The 18,236-nt window shown below is 68.6% G+C and carries 15 protein-coding genes; 7 read left to right on the forward strand and 8 right to left on the reverse strand.

The genetic code is table 11. The annotated features are described in order from the left end of the window. Window positions 1-41: 41 nt before the first annotated feature. A complete protein-coding gene (locus tag CVV72_RS36155; RefSeq protein WP_219148675.1) occupies window positions 42-1,595 on the reverse strand; it encodes an acetolactate synthase large subunit in 1,554 nt (517 codons plus the stop codon). A 12-nt stretch (window positions 1,596-1,607) separates the two neighbouring features. Continuing rightward, complete coding sequence (locus CVV72_RS36160) at window positions 1,608-2,990, reverse strand: FAD-binding oxidoreductase (protein WP_219148677.1); 1,383 nt, start codon at window positions 2,988-2,990, stop codon at window positions 1,608-1,610. Between the two features lie 189 nt (window positions 2,991-3,179). Here CVV72_RS36160 and CVV72_RS36165 point away from each other — a divergent pair, with 189 nt between their 5' ends. Further along, window positions 3,180-3,974, forward strand: coding sequence for a Calx-beta domain-containing protein (locus CVV72_RS36165; protein ID WP_219148679.1), 795 nt, complete (start codon window positions 3,180-3,182; stop codon window positions 3,972-3,974). Here CVV72_RS36165 and CVV72_RS36170 read toward each other — a convergent pair. Next, the gene (locus CVV72_RS36170; protein WP_219154361.1) at window positions 3,958-6,921 is read right to left on the reverse strand and encodes a BTAD domain-containing putative transcriptional regulator; all 2,964 of its coding nucleotides are present in this window, start codon (window positions 6,919-6,921) and stop codon (window positions 3,958-3,960) included. The two genes, CVV72_RS36165 and CVV72_RS36170, sit on opposite strands and share 17 nt — an antisense overlap. A gap of 173 nt (window positions 6,922-7,094) precedes the next feature. Here CVV72_RS36170 and CVV72_RS36175 point away from each other — a divergent pair, with 173 nt between their 5' ends. After that, window positions 7,095-8,081, forward strand: coding sequence for a hypothetical protein (locus CVV72_RS36175; RefSeq protein WP_219148680.1), 987 nt, complete (start codon window positions 7,095-7,097; stop codon window positions 8,079-8,081). A 61-nt stretch (window positions 8,082-8,142) separates the two neighbouring features. Here CVV72_RS36175 and CVV72_RS36180 read toward each other — a convergent pair whose 3' ends face one another. Together CVV72_RS36180 and CVV72_RS36185 are read right to left on the reverse strand one after the other, a co-directional pair. After that, on the reverse strand, window positions 8,143-8,640 hold the full coding sequence (locus CVV72_RS36180; protein ID WP_038508763.1) for a DUF3830 family protein: 498 nt from the start codon (window positions 8,638-8,640) through the stop codon (window positions 8,143-8,145). Continuing rightward, entirely contained in the window at window positions 8,640-9,890 is a 1,251-nt protein-coding gene (locus CVV72_RS36185) for an aspartate aminotransferase family protein (RefSeq protein WP_219148681.1), read from the reverse strand. The genes CVV72_RS36180 and CVV72_RS36185 overlap by 1 nt, the downstream gene beginning before the upstream one ends. Before the next feature lie 88 nt (window positions 9,891-9,978). Here CVV72_RS36185 and CVV72_RS36190 point away from each other — a divergent pair, with 88 nt between their 5' ends. The 3 genes from CVV72_RS36190 (at window position 9,979) to CVV72_RS36200 (ending at window position 13,483) form a co-directional block, all read left to right on the forward strand. Then, window positions 9,979-11,442: an NAD-dependent succinate-semialdehyde dehydrogenase gene (locus CVV72_RS36190; RefSeq protein WP_219148682.1), complete on the forward strand. Its 1,464-nt coding sequence runs from the start codon at window positions 9,979-9,981 to the stop codon at window positions 11,440-11,442. Further along, window positions 11,439-12,512, forward strand: a complete 1,074-nt coding sequence (locus CVV72_RS36195; RefSeq protein ID WP_219148684.1) for a tartrate dehydrogenase — start codon at window positions 11,439-11,441, stop codon at window positions 12,510-12,512. Before CVV72_RS36190 ends, CVV72_RS36195 begins: the two co-directional genes overlap by 4 nt. A 494-nt stretch (window positions 12,513-13,006) precedes the next feature. Then, window positions 13,007-13,483: a DUF4262 domain-containing protein gene (locus CVV72_RS36200; protein WP_219148686.1), complete on the forward strand. Its 477-nt coding sequence runs from the start codon at window positions 13,007-13,009 to the stop codon at window positions 13,481-13,483. A 4-nt stretch (window positions 13,484-13,487) separates the two neighbouring features. Here CVV72_RS36200 and CVV72_RS36205 read toward each other — a convergent pair whose 3' ends face one another. The 3 genes from CVV72_RS36205 to CVV72_RS36215 are packed head-to-tail and all read right to left on the reverse strand — an operon-like array spanning window position 13,488 to window position 15,739. Then, entirely contained in the window at window positions 13,488-14,180 is a 693-nt protein-coding gene (locus CVV72_RS36205) for a GntR family transcriptional regulator (protein WP_125673879.1), read from the reverse strand. A gap of 3 nt (window positions 14,181-14,183) precedes the next feature. Next, complete coding sequence (locus CVV72_RS36210; protein WP_219148688.1) at window positions 14,184-14,954, reverse strand: maleate cis-trans isomerase; 771 nt, start codon at window positions 14,952-14,954, stop codon at window positions 14,184-14,186. Between the two features lie 44 nt (window positions 14,955-14,998). Next, window positions 14,999-15,739, reverse strand: a complete 741-nt coding sequence (locus tag CVV72_RS36215) for a maleate isomerase (protein ID WP_016336992.1) — start codon at window positions 15,737-15,739, stop codon at window positions 14,999-15,001. A 98-nt stretch (window positions 15,740-15,837) separates the two neighbouring features. Here CVV72_RS36215 and CVV72_RS36220 point away from each other — a divergent pair, with 98 nt between their 5' ends. Both CVV72_RS36220 and CVV72_RS36225 read left to right on the forward strand, forming a co-directional pair. Further along, window positions 15,838-16,827, forward strand: a complete 990-nt coding sequence (locus CVV72_RS36220) for a D-2-hydroxyacid dehydrogenase (protein ID WP_219148689.1) — start codon at window positions 15,838-15,840, stop codon at window positions 16,825-16,827. 8 nt (window positions 16,828-16,835) lie between these two features. Next, entirely contained in the window at window positions 16,836-18,212 is a 1,377-nt protein-coding gene (locus CVV72_RS36225) for an amidase (RefSeq protein WP_219148690.1), read from the forward strand. The last annotated feature ends 24 nt before the right edge of the window (window positions 18,213-18,236 follow it).

The raw sequence follows: 18,236 nt of genomic DNA on the forward strand, positions 1-18,236 counted from the left end.
CCTGCGTGCGGTGAAGACTCATCGCACGCAGGGCACTTCGCTCAGAACAGCGTCGGAACGATCGCGTCGATCAGGTGCGGGCCCGGTTCGGCGAGCGCGCGCTGGAACTGCTCGGCCAGCTCCTCCGCCGTCGTCGCCCGGGTCGCCGGGACGCCCATGCCTTCGGCGATCTTGACGAAGTCCATGTCGGGCCGGGAGAGGTCGAGCAGTTCGTTCGCCTTGGGGCCGTTGGCGTCCGCGCCGACCCGCTGCAGCTCCAGCCGCAGGATCGCGTACGCGCGGTTGTTCAGCAGGACGGTGGTGACGTCGAGGTTTTCCCGCGCCTGCGTCCACAGCGCCGAAATCGTGTACAGCGCGCTGCCGTCGGACTGCAGGTTGATCACCGGCCGGTCCGGCGCGGCGACGGCCGCCCCGGTCGCGACGGGCATGCCGTAGCCGATCGCGCCACCGGTCAGGGTCAGCACGTCGTGCCGGGGCGCCCCCGCGGTCGCCGCGGGCAGCAGCAGACCGGAGGTGTTCGCCTCGTCCGCGATGATCGCGCGCTCCGGCAGCAGCGCCCCGATCACCTCGACCCAGTTCTGCGGGGTCAGCGGTCCGGACGGCAGCGCGGGCCGGGAAGCCTCCTGCAGCACCGGCTCGGTCTCGGCGGCGACCAGGTCGGCGACGTCGTTCAGCGCTCGCGGCACGTCCTGCGCGACTTCGGCCAGCACATGGACCTGCGCGCCTTCGGGAACCAGGTTGCTCGCCTTGCCGGGGTAGGCGAAGAACGACACGGGTGCCTTCGTACCGGCGACGATCACGTGCTTGACCCCGTCGAGCTGGTAGGCGACCTGCTCGGCGAGGTAGCCCAGCCGCTCGATCGTCGGCAGGCCTTCGCCGCGTTCGAGCCGGGCGGGGAAGGTCTCGACGAACGCCTTCACTCCGGTCGCGGCCGCGATCCGGCTGGTCGCGCGCAGGCCGGCCTCACGGCAGCCGCCGCCGCCGACGAGCAGCGCGACCGGTTCGCCGCTGGACAGCACCTCGGCGATGTTCTTCACCGTCGTCGCGTCGACGACCTGCGGGATCCGCGGGGGGATGGGCGCGCAGGTCTCCCCGCCCTCACCCCAGGACGCGTCGGCGGGGAGGATGAGTGTCGCCACCTGGCCGGGGGCGTCCTGGGAGGCCGCGACCGCCGCGGCGGCGTCGGCACCGACGTCCTTCGTGTGCTCGGAGCGGCGGACCCAGCCTTCGAGCGAACCGGCGACGGCCTCGATGTCCGATTCGAGCGGGGCGTCGTACTGCTTGTGGTAGGTCGCGTGATCGCCGATCACGTTGACGATCGGGGTGTGCGCGCGGCGCGCGTTGTGCAGGTTCGCCAGCCCGTTGCCGAGGCCGGGGCCGAGGTGCAGCAGTGTGGCGGCCGGCTTGTCGGCGATGCGGGCGTATCCGTCCGCGGCGCCGGTGACGACGCCTTCGAACAGGCCGAGCACACCCCGCATCTCGGGCACGGTGTCGAGCGCGGCCACGAAGTGCATCTCCGAGGTACCCGGGTTCGAGAAGCACACGTCGACGCCGCTGTCGACGAGCGTGCGGATCAGGGACTGGGCGCCGTTCATCTCACTCACTTTTCAAGCCCTCTCAGCGAAAAGAACGCCGGGGTTGAGGATCCCGGCCGGGTCGAAGCTCTCCTTGATCCGGCGCATCAGCGCGATCTTCGCCGGGTCCTCCAGATCGAGGAAATAGCCGGATTTGGCCTGTCCGAGACCATGCTCGCCGGAGATCGCGCCGCCGAGTTCCATGCCGAGCGCGAAAATGTCGGTCAGCAGCTGCTTCCGCTTCTCCGGGTCCTTGCAGAAGATGGCCAGGTGGACGTTGCCGTCGCCGGCGTGCCCGCAGCCGAGCGCGCCCGCCTCGCGCGACAACGCCATTTCCCTGGCCTTGCGCAGGAACTCGGGCATGGCGGACCGCGGGACCACCACGTCGATGACGTCGTCGGCGCCGGCCGCCTTTGCCGTCCAGAACGCCTTCTCGCGGGCCTCGATCAGCTTGCGCGCCGACGGGCCCTCCAGCACGTACACGTCCATCGCGCCGACATCGCCCAGCAGTCCGCCGAGTTCCTCCACGTCGGCGTGCAGCCGGTCGTTGTCGCGGTTTTCCAGCGCCACCACCAGATACGCCTGCGCCTTGTCGCGGATGGCGTCCGGGACACCGAGGCTGAGCTTCTCGTTGTAGCTGATCGCCGCGAGCGTGAGGTTGTCGATGTACTCGAGGATGTGCGGCGCGAGACCGCTGGCGACGATCTTCGGGACGACGGTCATCACCTCGTCGAAGGTCTCGAACGGGGCGAACACCGTGGCGCCGTGCGGTAAGCGCGGGTACAGCTTCACGATGACCTCGGTCGCGATCGCGAGGGTGCCTTCGGAGCCGATGATCAGCTGGGTCAGGTCGTACCCGGTCGACACCTTCGAGGTCTTCCCGCCGGTCCGGATGATCTCGCCGGTCGGCAGGACGGCCTGCAGGCCCACGACGTTGTGCCGCGTGACGCCGTACTTGACCGCGCGCATCCCGCCCGCGTTCGTGCCGACGTTGCCGCCGACGCTCGCGCTCAGCTCGCCGGGGTAGACGGTGTAGCCGAGTCCGGCCACCGCGGTCTTTTCGTCCAAATCGGACAACGTGACACCCGGCTGGACGACGGCGACATGGTTCTCCGTGTCGATCTCCAGTACCGCGTTCATTCGTTCGAAAGAGATCACCAGACCGTCTTCGCGTGGGGTGGCTCCGCCCGAAAGCCCGGTGCCCGATCCTCTCGCGGTGACCGGCACACCGTGTTCGCTCGCGGCCTTGAGCAGCTCCGCGACCTCCTCGGCGCTTCCCGGTTTCGCCAGGTGGGCAGGCCGCCGCGCCGTGATGGTCAAAGCCTCGTCGTGCGCGTAGTCCTCGGGGATCGCCTCGCCTGAAAGCAAATTCGAGTCCCCGACGATCTCGGCGAACCGTGCCGCAACATCGCCCATCGACTGCCCTTCCTCACGCTTCATTGCCTGGTTACCGAAGCGTAGTACGTCCTGGGCGCGGATGGCCATGAATCATTTTCATGTTTGCTCTCCGGTGGCCACAACCTCGTGACAACCTCGCTCGGTTACCCATGTCGCAGCGGGTCGCGGCGGCCCGCCGGAAGGGGTGGACGCTCGATGGGAACCAGGATGAGACGGATCGCGGCGCTGGGGGCGGCGCTGGCGGTCGCGTTCGGGCTCGCGGTACCGGTGGCCGAAGGCGGGCAAGCTGGCTGCACCGCGCCCGTGGCGAACGTCAGCGGAGTCAGTCAGGCCGAGGGAACGAGCGCCGGGTACACCACCCTTGTCTTCACCGTTTCGCTCACCGACGGCGGCTGCGCGCCGCAGGGCTCGGTCGAATACCGGACGATCGAAGGCAACGGCTCGCCGGTCGATCCGGCGTTCATCGCGAGGGAGAGCGTCGACTACCTGCCGCGTGCGGGCACGCTGACCTGGTCCGGGAGGGCGGACGCGCAGACGGTCGCGGTCAAGGTCCGCGCCGATTCCTTCGTGGAGAACGACGAGATGTTCTCCCTGCACCTGTACGGCGAGAGAGGCGTGCGGATCGGGCACAGCGTCGGCGTGGCCTGGGTGGCCGACGACGACAAGGTCAAGACCGCGCCGCTGGCCACCACCCAGGAAGGCGAGATCTGCTGGTCGATCCCGCCCAACTTCGCGCTGGGCACCACCACCTGCAAGGTGCCGCTCGTGCTTTCCCGGCCGTGGCTCGCGGGACCGCTCAAGATCCGCTACCGCACCGAAGGCTTCGCCCACGAGCCGGTGAAGGACGGTGTCGTCACCTTCCAGCGCGGTGAGACCAGGGCATACGCCGAATTCACGATCGTGCCGGGGCAAACGGGGAAGGCGCGGGTCGAGTTCTTCGAGCCGTCACAGGGCAAGCTCGTGTACGCGACCTCGACCGTGGTGATCAGCCCCGCCGGGTGACGAGGTCGGCGTCGGCCGTCGCGTTCGCCCGCCGGTACAGCTCGATCGCCCGAGCCCAGTGGGTGGCCGCGGCGGCCGTGTCGCCGCACCGCGCTTCCAGGTCGCCGAGGTCACGGTGCAGATGCGCCTCCTCGTACGGATCCGGCACACTCGCCCGGACCGCGACGCCGCGCTCGAGGTTCTCCCGCGCCGCGGCCAGATCGCCGAGCCCCAGGTGGGCACGGCCGAGCCGGTCGAGCGCGGCCGCCTCGCTGTGCCGGTTCCCGACGTCCCGGCTGATCAGCAGCGCCTGGTCGAAATCGGCTCGCGCGGCCGGGAAATCCCGGCGGGCGAGGTGGACCTGGCCGGCGTGCAGCAGCGACTCCCACTCCTGCCACCGGTCTCCGATCGCCCTGGACGCGGCCAGCGCCTCGCGGAGATGGCCGAGCGCGACGTCGTGATCGCCGAGTTCCTCGTAGGCCTCGCCGAGCGTGTCCAGGGTGGCCGCTTCCAGCCGGGCGTTGCCCAGTTCGCGGAACGTCTCCAGCGCGGCCGTCAACGGGCTGAGTCCGTCCATCGGCTGCCCGCGGCGGATGTAGGCGTGGCCGAGGTTGCGTTGGGACAAGGCCCGTCCGAGCCGGTTGCCCGCCGAGGTGCACCGCTCCACCGCCAGCCGGTATGCGGTGATCGCCTCGTCGAAGCGGCGCAGTGCGGCGTAGGCGTTCGCGGTGTTGTTGTAGATGTGCCCTTCACCTTCGAGGTCGCCTGCCGCGCGGGCGGCCTTCAACGCGCGGGCGTTGGTTTCGAGCGCGTCCGTCAGCCGCCGGGTCATGAAGTAGGCCGCGCCCAGCGCACGCAGCATTTCCGCCTCGGCCAAAGGATCGTCGAGTTCGACGGCCGCCGCGGCCCCTTCGCGACAGAGCCCGATCCGCTCGTTCCAGCCGCCCATGGTGTCGTAGAAACTGGTGAGCAGGTAGGTGAGCTGCCAGGCGGCGGTGTTGCGGCCGTGTTCGCGCGCGAATCGCACCACGGGAAGCAGATTCGCGCGCTCCGCGCTCAGGAACGCCAGCGCCGCACGCCTTTCCGCCGGGAACGGCCGTTCGGGGCGCGTCCAGCGCAACGCCGGGGAGACCAGATCGCGGTTCGGGTCGATGATCCGGTTCGCTTCGGCGGCGACGTGCAGGTACCAGTCGATCAGCCGGTCCGCGGCCTCGGCACGGCCCGGCGTCGTTTCGTCGGCGTGGGCGCAAGCGACGGCGAATTCGCGGATCAGATCGTGGAGCCGGTAGCGGTCCGGGCCGGCCGGGGTGATCAGGTGTGCCGCGGAAAGCTCGGCGGCCACGACCCGGCCGGCTTCGGCGGGCACCCCGCACAACGCGCTGCCGAGTGACGAACTGAACGAAGTCCCCGGGATCAGGCCGGACAGCCGGAACAGCCGGGCCGAGGCCTGGTCCAGTGGCAGGTAGGCGCTCGCGAGGACGGTTTTGACCGTTCGAGAATCTCCTTGTACCGCAAGGGTTTCCAGCCGGCCGACACCGGTGAGTTCCTCGGTGAGGTCCACGATCGGACGGCCCGGCTCACTCGTCAATCGTGCGGCGGCGATCCGCAGGGCCAGCGGCATCCCGTCGCACAGCCTGGCCAGGCGGGCGGCCTGAGCGGTTTCGCGCGCGACCCGGTCGGCGCCCAGCACCCGGGTGAGCAGCGTCATCGATTCCGGGTCGGCCAGCGCGTCGAGGGCGAACACGCGGACGGCGTGCCTGATGCCGAGCGCGGCGAGGGTCTGCCTGCTGGTGACGATCAACATCGCCTTCGCCGTGCCGGGGACGAGCGGAAGGATCTGGTCGACGCCGCCCGCGTTGTCGGCGACGATCACGCAACGCTTCCCGTGCAGCAATGAGCGGTAGAGTGCCGCGCGTTCGGCCGTCGCGTCGGGCAGCCGGTCGTCGGGGAGGCCGAGGCCGCGCGACAGATGCGCGAGGGCGTCGCCCGGCGAGATCGCCTCATCCGGATCGTGCCCGGCGAGGTCGAGGAAGAGCTGGCCGTCGGGGAAGCGGTCCGCGATGCTATGCGCCCATTGCACGGCCAGCGCGGACTTCCCCATCCCCGCGGCACCGGAGATGACCACGACCGGCGGTTCGGCTTCGTCGAGGAGACTGTCGAGCGAAGCCAGCTCCTGCTGCCGTCCGGTGAAGTGCCCGACGCGGGCGGGGAGTTGCGCGGGCGCCGTGCCCCGTGCGGGCGCGTCGAGTTCGGGCGCCCGGCGCAGGATCGACGTGTGCAGTTCGACCAGTTCCGGGCCGGGATCGGCACCGAACTCGTCGGCCAGCCCTCGGCGTACGGCCTGGAAGGTCTCCAATGCCTCGGCATGCCTCCCGCAGCGATGCAGGGCGAGCATGTGCAGGGCGGCGAGCCGTTCGCGATAGGGCTGCCCGGCACGGAGCCGCGGAAGTTCCCTGAGGACCTCCTCGTGTTCGCCCAGCTTCAGCTCGGCGTCCCAGAGTTCTTCCCAGGCGGACAGCCGTAGTTCCTGGAGCCGTTCGACCTCGCGCGGACCCCAGCCGTCGAGTTCGGCGTCCGCGAACGCTTCGCCGTGCCAGAGCCGCAATGCCTCACGCAATGCCGCCACCGCCTGAGTGGGACTACTCCGCTTGGCCGCGCGAAGTTCTTCTTCGAAGCGAAGAGCGTCGACAGAGGACGGAGCGACCGTCAGGACGTATCCCGGCTTGCGCGTCAGCAGGACCGGCGGGAACCCACAGTCCTCCAGTGCCTGCCGGATCCGGGCGACATGACTGTGCAGGGTCTTCACCGCGGTGCGCGGCGGATTCTCACCCCAGAGCACGTCGACCAGCCGGGGGATCGGGACGACCGAGCCCGCGTGCAGGGCGAGAACGCCGAGCACGGCTCGCTGGCGGGCACCGTGCAACTCCGCCCGCCCGGTGGGGCCGATCGCTTCGACCGGGCCCAGCACCCGTAGTTCCCCTGGCCCGGGCACCCTGCTCCCTCCGGCATGTGACCCCGGTGAGCGTATCCGGGCGAAGACCCACCGAAATCGGCCAATTAGGGCACACGATCTCCGCAACCCCGCCACAACCGGTCCGGCGGACGGTCAACGGGTCGAATGTTTCGCCCAAGGAGGGGAACATGATCAGCAGGAATCCGCGGCGCCGCCGAACACTGCTCGCCTCGGCCGTCTTGGCCGCCGCGACGCTGTTCGCGGGTGTCGCACCCGCGGTGCAGGCCGCGCCGGAGGCCCGGAGCGACGTCTTCATCCGGGACAACACGTCGGATGTCGGGTTCGAACCCTCGGCCGGTTCGCTCTACTCCAGTCCCGACATCCGGGTCTGTTTCTCGGCGACGATCCTCTGCGCCACCGACGACCCGATCGTCCAGGGGAGCACCGCCTACATCCACGTCACGCTGAACAACCCCGGCCCGTACGGGGACGCGCTCGAGAAGGGGACGCTGCAGGTCTACTACACGAAGCAAGGCACCGTGGCCCAATGGTCGAGTCAATGGACCTACATCGGTTCGGCCACCAACGTGGACGTGCCCTACGGCACCAAACGGGTCGTCATCCCGTGGAAGGTCCCGATCGGCTCGCACTTCTGCCTGCTGGCACGGTGGCTTTCGCCGACCGATCTGCCGACCGAGGGCCTGAGCACGTCGGCGAACGCGCGGAACAACAACAACATCGGCTGGCACAACGTGAACGCCGTACCCTTCAAGATCAAGATCCCGGAGTTCCGGCCGATCGTGTTCGGCTGGGACGGCCGTGAGCCCACGGCGGTCGGCGACATCGTCTTCACTCAGCCGGGCAGGCCGTTCACCGGCCCGGGACGGATCACCATCGACCTCGGCCCCGACCTGGCCGCGCGTTGGCGGGCGGCGGGCGCGAAGGGGGAGGGCGTCGAACGGGTCGGTGAGACCGAGTTGGCCATCGTGAACCCCCAGCGAGCCCGGATCGGCGGCCTGACCTTCAAGTCGGGCGAACAGGTGGGCGCCAAGCTGAGCTTCACCGCCGGTGCCGAGGCGGCCGGTGGGCAGTACACCGTCCACGTGACACAGGTCGACCAGCGCGGTGAAGAGGTCGGCGGCGTCGAATACCGGCTCACCGAAGCGCGGCAGTAAGCCAGGGTGGGGTGCCGGCCCGTGGGCGGTGAGGGTGCGAACCCGCACCGCCCACGGGTTTTCACGCGCGTGCGAACGAAAGCGTCTCGCCCTCGACACCTCGCAGCCAGAGATCCTGGGCGGCCTCCGCCATTTCGGCGAGTCCTTCTTCGATCGTCGCGAACACGTTGCCGGGCACCCAGCCCGCGTCGCCGTTGATCAACAGGTTGTTGCGGCCGTAGAAGATCGCGAGGTCCGTCGCCCCCTGGTCGCTGTGCGCCTCGCTGTCCTCGTCGTAGCCGTACGCCGGGTTGCCGATCTCCCAAGCCTCGAACCCGAAGTACACGACATCGCCCGGAATCGGGGTCACCGTGGGGTTTTCGCGGCCCGGCTTCGGTTCGGCGAAGGGCGGCACGAGCGTGTAGACCTCGTTGCGTGCGTACTTCGCGTGGTACGCCGACCCGCTCTGCGGCAACGCGTCCCAGACCGCGCGGCAGGTCCGCGGGGCTTCGGCGTCGAGCAGCCGGGCCCGGCAGGACACTCCACGCTTGTCGAGCGTGATCGTGATGTAGCGGGCCATCACTCGACCCCCGCCACCACGTCACCCCAGATGCGCAGCGCCTCGTCGACCTGCGCGGAGTCGACGATCAGCGGTGGCACCATGCGGACGACGTTCATGTACGCCCCGCAAGTCAGCAGCAGCAAACCGTTGGAGGAAGCGGCTTTCTGGGCCGCCTGGGCCTTCGCGGTGTCCGGCTCGCCGTCCGGCGTGGTGAACTCGGAACCGACCAGCAACCCCAGCCCGCGGACGTCACCGATCGACGGTGATTTGTCCGCGATCACCCGTACGCCTTCCAGGAGCTGGCGTCCTCGATCGGCGGCGTTCTCGACCAGACCCTCCTGCTGGATCACCTCGAGCGTGGCGATCGCCGCCGCGCAGGCCACCGCGTTGCCGCCGTAGGTCCCGCCCTGGGAACCCGGGAGCGCCTTCGCCATCAGCTCCTCCGACGCGGCGATACCCGAGATCGGGAACCCGCTCGCGAGCCCCTTCGCGATGAGCACGATGTCCGGGCGTACCCCGAAGTGCTCGTGTCCCCAGAATCGGCCGGTCCGGCCGAAGCCGGTCTGGATCTCGTCCATCACCAGCAGGATCCCGTGCTTGTCGGCGCGTTCCCGCAGGCCGGCCAGGAACTCGGTGTTCGCCGGGACGTACCCGCCCTCGCCGAGTACCGGCTCGATGAAGAACGCGGCCGTTTCGTTCGGCGCGCAGACCGTCGCGAAGAGGTAGTCGAGCTCGCGCAGCGCGAACTTCGTCGCCGTCTCCTCGTCCCAGCCGTAGTGGAACGCGTAGGGGAAGGGCGCGACGTGCACACCGGACATGAGCGGCGAGATCCCGGCGCTGAACCGGGTGCCCGACGTCGTCATCGTCGCCGCCGCGACGGTCCGGCCGTGGAACCCGCCCTGGAAGACGATGACGTTGGGCCGTTTCGTGGCCTGCCGCGACAACCGCAGCGCCGCCTCGACCGCTTCACTGCCCGAGTTCGCGTAGAAGAGCGAATCCAGGCCTTCCGGGAGGACGCCGCCCAGCTTCTCGGTCAGCTCCAGCATCGGCTTGTGCATGACCGTCGTGTACTGCCCATGGACGAGTTTGCCGATCTGCTCCCGCGCCGCGCTCACCACGTGCGGGTGACAGTGGCCGGTGCTGGTCACGCCGATACCGGCGGTGAAATCCAGGTGACGTTTGCCATCGGTGTCGTAGAGGTAAACCCCCTCACCGTGGTCGACCACGACCGGCGTTGCCTGCTTGAGCAGCGGTGATAGCTGGGCCATGGGCTGCGCTCCTAGGTCGGCTGAGCTGTTGTCGATTGTTGACAATATCCATAGCATGGCGGTCGGGACAACATGGAGGAGCGTTGGGATGAGCTCGATCAGTGAGGCCGGCGTCGTCACGTCGGTCGGCAAGGAACTGTTCATCGGCGGCAAGTGGGTGCCCGCCACGGACGGGAAGACCTTCCCCGTTCTCGACCCCTCGACAGGCGAAGCCCTGTGCGAGGTGGCCGACGCGTCACCGGCGGACGGCGTCAGCGCACTCGACGCGGCCGTCGCGGCACAGGCCGACTGGGCGAACGTCGCCCCGCGCGAACGCGGTGAGATCCTGCGCCGAGCCTACGAGCTGCTGATCAAGCGCGCCGACGAACTCGCACTGTTGATGACCCTCGAGATGGGCAAACCGCTCGCGGAGTCGAAGGGCGAGATCACCTACGCGGCCGAGTTCTTCCGCTGGTTCGCGGAGGAAGCCGTCCGGATCGACGGTGGTTACGCCGTCGCCCCCAACGGTTCGGGCCGATTCCTCGTGACGAAGCAGCCCGTCGGGCCGTGCCTGCTGATCACGCCGTGGAACTTCCCCATGGCGATGGGTACCCGCAAGATCGGGCCCGCCGTCGCGGCAGGTTGCACGATGGTCATCAAACCCGCTGCGCAGACCCCCCTTTCGATGTTGGCCCTCGCGGCGATCCTCGCCGAGGCGGGACTGCCGGAAGGTGTGCTGAACGTGCTCACGACGTCGGACTCCGGCGGCGTGATGGAACCGTTGATCCGCGACGGCCGCGCCCGGAAGCTGTCCTTCACCGGCTCGACCGGCGTCGGACGGAAGCTGCTGGAACAGTGCGCGGACAAGGTGCTCCGCACTTCGATGGAACTCGGCGGCAACGCCCCCTTCCTCGTCTTCGAAGACGCCGATCTCGACGCGGCGATCGAAGGCGCGATGACCGCGAAGATGCGCAACATCGGCGAGGCCTGCACGGCCGCGAACCGCTTCTACGTCCAGCGAGGCATCGTCGACGAGTTCTCCCGGCGCCTCACCGAGCGCATGGAGGCCCTGCCGATGGGACGTGGCACCGAGGAGGGTGTCGTCGTCGGCCCCCTCATCGACGAAGCCGCCGTCGAGAAGGTCAGCGGCCTGGTCGCCGACGCCACCGAGCGAGGAGCGCGCGTTCTCACCGGTGGATCCACAGTGGACGGCCCGGGTAACTTCTATCAGGCCACGGTGCTCACCGACGTTCCCAAGGACGCCAGGCTCGCTTCGGAGGAGATCTTCGGGCCGGTCGCCCCGATCACTCCGTTCGACGGCGAGGACGAGGCCATCGCGGCGGCGAACGACACCGAATTCGGCCTCGTGTCCTATGTGTACACCTCCGATCTCAAGCGGGCACTGCGGGTTTCGGAACGGCTGGAAGCCGGCATGATCGGCCTCAACCAGGGACTGGTCTCGAATCCTGCCGCGCCGTTCGGCGGGATCAAGCAGTCGGGGCTCGGCCGCGAGGGCGGCAGCGTCGGCATCGACGAGTTCCTCGAGACCAAGTACATCGCGGTGGCTCTGTGATTTCTCGAGCAGGGACCTCCTATCGGATCGCGAGCATTCCCGGCGACGGAATCGGCGTGGACGTGACGGTCGAGGCCCGCAAGGTCCTCGACCGCGCGGCGGCATCACATGACTTCTCCTTGTCCTGGACGGAGTTCGACTGGAGTTGTGAGCGGTACACCAAAACCGGCTCGATGATGCCTGCGGACGGGATCGAGCAGCTTTCGGCCTTCGACGGGATCTTTCTCGGCGCCGTCGGCTTTCCCGGTGTCCCGGACCATGTGTCGTTGTGGGGTCTCCTCATTCCGGTCCGGCGCGCGTTCAGTCAGTACGTCAACCTCCGGCCGGTCCGGCTGCTGCCGGGGACGACGTCGGCTCTGGCGGGCCGCGGCGCCGAAGAACTGGAGATGGTGATCGTCCGGGAGAACTCCGAGGGCGAGTACTCGGAGATCGGCGGCAGGCACAATCGGGGGCTGGGGAACGAGTTCGTCTTACAGGAATCCGTGTTCACGCGGGTCGGGGTGGAGCGGATCATCCGCTACGCCTTCGAACTGGCGAAGACGCGCACGGGGCGGGTCTGTTCGGCGACCAAGTCCAACGGCCTCATCCACTCCATGCCTTTCTGGGACGAGATCTTCGCCGAAATCTCCGCGGAATACCCGGACGTACACGCCGAGCAGTGCCATGTCGACGCGCTCGCCGCCCGGATGGTGCAGGCGCCCGACCGGCTCGATGTCGTGGTGGCTTCCAATCTGTTCGGCGACATCCTGAGCGACCTGGCGGCGGCCGTGACGGGCGGGCTCGGGATGGCGCCTTCGGGCAACATCAATCCGACCGGTGAGCTCCCTTCCATGTTCGAGGCGGTGCACGGCAGCGCTCCCGACATCGCCGGTCAGGGCATCGCGAATCCGGTGGCGCAGATTCTGGCGGGAGCGATGCTGCTCGACCATCTCGGGGAAACCGTTGCGGCACAGGATGTACGCGCGGCGGTGGAAAAGGTTCTCGAGGAGGGGGCCGTGCAAACCCCCGATCTCGGCGGGAAGTCCACCACCGCCGAACTCGGGTCCGCGGTGGTCGCCGCTCTATCTTGACCCATCCGCATAGCGGCGTGTCAAGTCCCGGATGTCATGAACGGTACATTCATGACTTTTGAGTGCACGAAGGCTCCTTCTTTGCGTTAAGCGCAGAGAAGGAGCCTTCGCGCACTCAAGGGAGTTAAGGCTGTAGTGGTGTTACGAGTAGAGCATCCACGGTTCGTGTTCCCAATGTCGCATTAGGGACACTCAGCGTCTCGAATGCGACATTGGGAACCTGGCTGACTGTCGAGTCGCGCTCCAGATGTGGCATCGGGGCCGCCGGCCCGTGAACTCGGCTTTCCGCGAGGGCCCAGGTGGTTCAGCGCGCGATCATGCTCTCGGTGAATTTTCTCAAACAAGGTGAAAATGTTGCCCTGAAAGGAGAATCTCGGCGCGAAAGCGGGCATTAAAGCCCGTTCGCCGCCTGCACGCCACCTCGGGCCGTGAGTTTTTGTCGGTGCCCCGGTGCACAGTGCCGGTCATCGGATTCGACGACTGGAGGAGCACCGATGTGCTGGCATTGCGACAACCCCGGGAAGACCCGCGACGACTACCTCGTCGAGGAGGTCCGTCCGCTGATCCGGAAGTACGGCTGGATGGTGCAGACGGTCGAGCGCGGAAGTGTCCAACCCGGTTTCGCGTACACGGTCGGGCTCACCGATGCCGGGCTGCCGGAGCTCGTCGTCACCGGCCTGAGAGAGCGAAGATCCGGGCAACTGCTGAATTATTTCGCCCAGCAGGTGGTGCGGTCCGGACCGCCGGAGGCGGGTGAGGTGCTGCCCGCCGCGGTCGGATGGCCGTCGTTCGAGGTCGTCCCGCTCAGTTCGCCGCCGGCGCACCTGCTCACCGCCGTTCTCCTGTACGGCGACGAATTCCGCGCGCTGCAACTGGTCTACGAGGACGAGCGCGGCAATTGGCCGTGGGACAGGGAGTTCCGCGGCGGGACGGGCGGCCAGCCGGTGCTGGGGGTGCGGGGCCGTGGCTGAATCCCTAAGGCACCGCGGGAGCTTCGCCTTCCCGCAGGCTGGTTCCCGGGGCCAGCCGCTGGACGGCGTCTTCCATATGGGCTTCCAGCAGCGACAGTGCGGTCTCTTCGTCGCCGGCCCGCAGGGCTTCGATGATCCTGGTGTGTTCGGTGACCCGTTCCTCGACCTGCTGGTAGGTCGCCTGCAGTGCGGTGAGGCACATCCGCGTCTCGATCAGCAAGGTCCTGGCCATGCGCACGAGCCGCTTGCTGCCCGAAGCGGCGATCAACGCTTCGTGGAAACGGAGGTCCGCCCAGGAGAGCGCCGTGGGGTCGTCGTCGTCCGCGGCGGTGGCCATGGCGCGCACGGCCTCTTCGAGTTCGGTGGCGACCCGTTCCCTGTCCCCGCGCAGTGCCCGCAGCATTGCGGCGCGCTCGATGGCCGAACGCGCCGAGTAGATGTCGTAGACGTCGCCGGGCTCGAGGTCGATCACGAACAGGCCGCGGTGGCGCTCGCTGCGCAGGAGTCCTTCGGAAACGAGGTGCTGCATCGCCTCGCGCAGCGGACCCCGCGAAACCTGGAACCGGGAGGCGAGATCCGTTTCACCGAGCTGGGTGCCGGGAGGGAGGGCGCCGGTCATGATCGCGTCCCGCAACTGCCGTGCGATGATCCCGGCGGTCGACTCCCGGCTGACCGGCTCGATATCCGGCAAGGACATGGCTCAGTTGCTCCTTCTCCCGAACAGCGCGCCCAGTGTGCGGACGAGCGGCGACTTCCCGGTGAGCCGCAAACCTTCCCAGACGGTGACCTGGTTGGCGGTCAGCACCGGCTTGCCGAGCCTGGTTTCGAGTGTGTTGATCTCGCTGAGCGTCCGCATGGCGGTGTCGGGGACGAGCAGCGCGTCGGCGGCGGGGTGGTCCCGGCTCATCGCGAGCTCGACGACGGCTTCCGGACTGAGTTCGCCGACCTCGGCGGCGGTGTCGATGTCCGCGCTGCCCATCGCGACCACTTCGACTCCGCCCGCGCCGAGGAACTCGACGAACAGCCGGGCGACGTCGTCCGGGTAACTGGCGGCGACCGCGACCCGCCGGACACCGAGCGCCCGTGCGGCGTTGACGAAGGCGAAGGACGTACTCGACGCCGGGACACCGGCGACGGCGGCCAGCCGGTCGGCCTGGTCACGGGCGCCTTCCCAGCCGTAGACGAAGCTGCCGCTGGTGCACGCCCACACCACCGCGTCGGGTTCGTGTTTGGCCAGGAGCGCGGCGCCGTCGGCGAGCCGGCTTTCGCTACCGAGGTCCAAGAGCTCCGGCACGGCGTGCAGATCGGTTCCGTAGATGTGCTCGACCGGCAGCTTGATCCCGGCCATGTCCCCGCCGAGGAGCTGTTCCGCGAGCGGGTAGTCGTCTTCGGCCGCGTGATCGGGGTAGATGAACCCGATGGTGGTCGTCTCGGACGGCGGCTCGGGCGAGGCGAACGGCGTGATGGGCACGGAACCTCCGGAGGGCAGATTGTCGACAATCGTAGGCGAAGAGGTCAGTCGACCTCCCGGAGCCACTTGCCGGGCCCGACGATCGGCAGGTTCATCCGCCGGAGGCAGGCCCACATGGTGAGCTGATTCGCGGTGAGGACCGGTTTGCCGAGCGCGCTTTCGAGTGGCTCGATCAGATCGTAGGTGGGGAGGTTGGTGCAGCTGACGAAGATGGCTTCGGCGTCGGCGTGGTCGGCGGCGAGGATGCGCTCGGCGATGGTCCGGTAACTGACCTTCCAGATGCCGCCGCCCAGGCCGAGATGGTCGCTGGAGACGGTGCGGACGCCGAGTTCGGCCAGGAAGTCGTGCAGCTTCCCGGTCAGGTCGCCGTCGTAGGGCGTCAGCACCGAGACCCGGTGGAGGTCGAGCTGGTGCAGGACCTCCGCCAGCGCGCCGGACGTGGTGACGGCGTCCGTCGCGCCCGCGTCGCAGATCGCCTTGGTCAGTGAGCGTTCGTAGTCCACACCGTTGACGAAACTGCCGGAGGTGCACAGATAGGCGACGACTTCGGGCTCGACGTGGAGCACGTCCCGCGTGGCGGCGGCGAGATGCCTGCTGTCGCTGACGAGCTGGGCCATCTCCATGCTGACGGGCACGGGCTCGTACGGCGTCCGCGCCAGATGGAGGGAAACCTCCATGGGCACCCAGCGCCACAGCTCGCGTTCCAGGGCCAGGTCGAAGGGGGCGATCACGCCGATACCGCGCTGCGCCAACGGGCCTTCGAACTCCAGTAAGTCGAAATCCAAGTCTCAGCCTCCGGAAACGTCTGCTGTCACAGTCCGGTGCTCCGGGGGTCGTTCCTCGGATTGTTGACAATCATACGAGCCACTTTTACGGTGTCAACGTGATCGCCTCGGAGACCCCTGTGCTGGCGGTGCTCTGCGGAGACACGCGCCCACCGGACATGCGCGCTATCGAAGACCGAGCGGTGGTTCGTTACACCGGCGAGGCCGGGTTGGCCGACGCGTTATCCGGAGCCGACGCGTTCTTCGTCTACGACTTCCTTTCGACCGCCGTCCCGGGCGCCTGGCACGCGGCCGACAAACTGCGCTGGCTGCACATCGCCAGCGCGGGGGTCGACCCCGTCCTGTTCCCGGGGCTGCAGGAGAGCGACGTCGTGCTCACCAACTCCCGCGGGGTGTTCGACGGGGCGATAGCCGAGTACGTCCTCGGAGTCGTCCTCGCGTTCGCCAAGGATTTCGTCCGTTCGTGGGACCTGCAGCGACAGAAGCAGTGGAAGCACCGGGAGAGTGAACGGATCTCCGGCCGCCGGGTCCTCGTGGTCGGCACCGGGCCGATCGGCCGGTCGATCGCGCGGATGCTGCGGGCGGCCGGGATGTCCGTGGCTGGCGTCGGGCGCCGTCCTCGTGAGGGCGACCCCGACTTCGGAGACGTGTACGCGTCCTCGGACCTCGCCCGTCATCTTCCCGGGGCGGACTACGTCGTCGCGGTCGCGCCACTGACCGAGCAGACGAAGGGCATGTTCGACGCCGAGACCTTCGCCGCGATGAAGCCCGGCGCGCGGTTCGTCAACGTCGGCCGAGGCGAGCTGGTCGTCACCTCGGATCTGATCGGCGCACTGCGGGACGGGCCGCTCGGCGGCGCGGCGCTCGACGTCTTCGACACCGAGCCGCTCCCCTCCGATAGTCCTTTGTGGACTATGGAGAACGTGCTGATCTCGCCGCATATGTCGGGTGACTTCGTCGGCTGGCGTAATACTCTGGTAGAGGTGTTCGCGGACAACTTCCGTCGCTGGCGCGCGGGGGAGCCACTGCGCAACGTCGTGGACAAGCAGCTCGGGTACGTGCCGTCGGAGACGCTTCGCCAAGGTTAGGGGCCGGATTGAACGACACCAAGTTGACCGCGAGCGAGCTCGTCGCCGCGTACGCCACCGGAGAGCTGTCGCCGGTCGAGGCCACTCAGAACGCCTTGCGGGCCATCGAAGAACGCGACGGCGAGACCAACGCTTTCTGCCTGGTCGACGCCGACGGCGCGCTCGAACAGGCGAAAGCGTCCGAGATCCGCTGGCGCGACGGCAATCCGATCGGCTGGCTCGACGGCGTCCCGGCCTCGATCAAGGACATGTTCCTGACCCAGGGCTGGCCGACGCTGCGTGGTTCGCGGTGCATCGACCCAGACCAGCCGTGGGACGTCGACAGCCCGGTCACCGCGCGGCTGCGTGAGAACGGCTTGGTGCTGCTGGGAAAGACCACGACGCCGGAACTGGCGTGGAAGGGCGTCACCGACAACACCCTGACCGGGATCACCCGCAACCCGATCGACCCGTCGACGACGGCGGGAGGGTCCAGCGGGGGCAGCGCCGCGGCCGTCGCGGCGGGGATGGGCGAACTCTCCGTCGGCACCGATGGCGGCGGCTCAATCCGGATCCCGGCTTCGTTCTGCGGAATCGTCGGGCTCAAACCGACGCACGGCCGGATCCCGCTGTTCCCGGCGAGTCCGTTCGGCCCGCTCTCGCACGCCGGCCCGATGGCGCGTTCGGTCGACGACACGGCGCTGCTCCTCGACGTCCTCGCCCTGCCGGACCACCGTGACCCGGCCGCGCTCGCGCCACCGGTCTCGACCTATCGCGAGGCCGTCCGCCGGGACGTGCGCGGGCTGATCGCCGCCTACTCGCCGACGCTCGGCTACGTCGACGTCGACCCGGAGGTGGCGGAGATCGTCAAGTCGGCGGTCCGGTCGCTGGGCGACGCGGGCCTGCACATCGAAGAGACCGATCCCGGTTTCACCGACCCGAAAGCGGCCTTCGACATCCTGTGGTCGACGGGGGCGGCCAAGTGGCTGGACACCTTCCCCGCCGGTTCGGAGACGAAGGTCGATCCCGGGCTGCGGAAGGTGTGGGAACTCGGCAAGACCTTCTCGGCGAGCGACTACCTCGGCGCCAACGCCGAGCGGGCCGCGCTGGGCATCCTGATGGGCGAGTTCCACACGCGCTACGACGTGCTGATCACGCCGACTCTCCCCATTCCCGCCTTCGAGGCAGGGCACGAGGTGCCGCCGGGCAGCGGGCTGAGCGGCTGGCCGGACTGGACGCCGTTCACCTATCCGTTCAACATGACCCAGCAGCCCGCCATCAGTGTTCCGGCGGGCCGCACCTCACGCGGTCTCCCGGTCGGCTTGCAGATCGTCGGCCCGCGGCACTCCGACGATCTGGTCCTCGCGGTCGCGAAGCTCCTCGAGGAGGTTCGTCCCTGGCCGTGACCTGCGGAAAGGGAGCAAGGGACC

Origin of the sequence: Amycolatopsis sp. TNS106 (assembly GCF_019330265.1) — a bacterium.
Classification (GTDB): domain Bacteria; phylum Actinomycetota; class Actinomycetes; order Mycobacteriales; family Pseudonocardiaceae; genus Amycolatopsis; species Amycolatopsis lurida.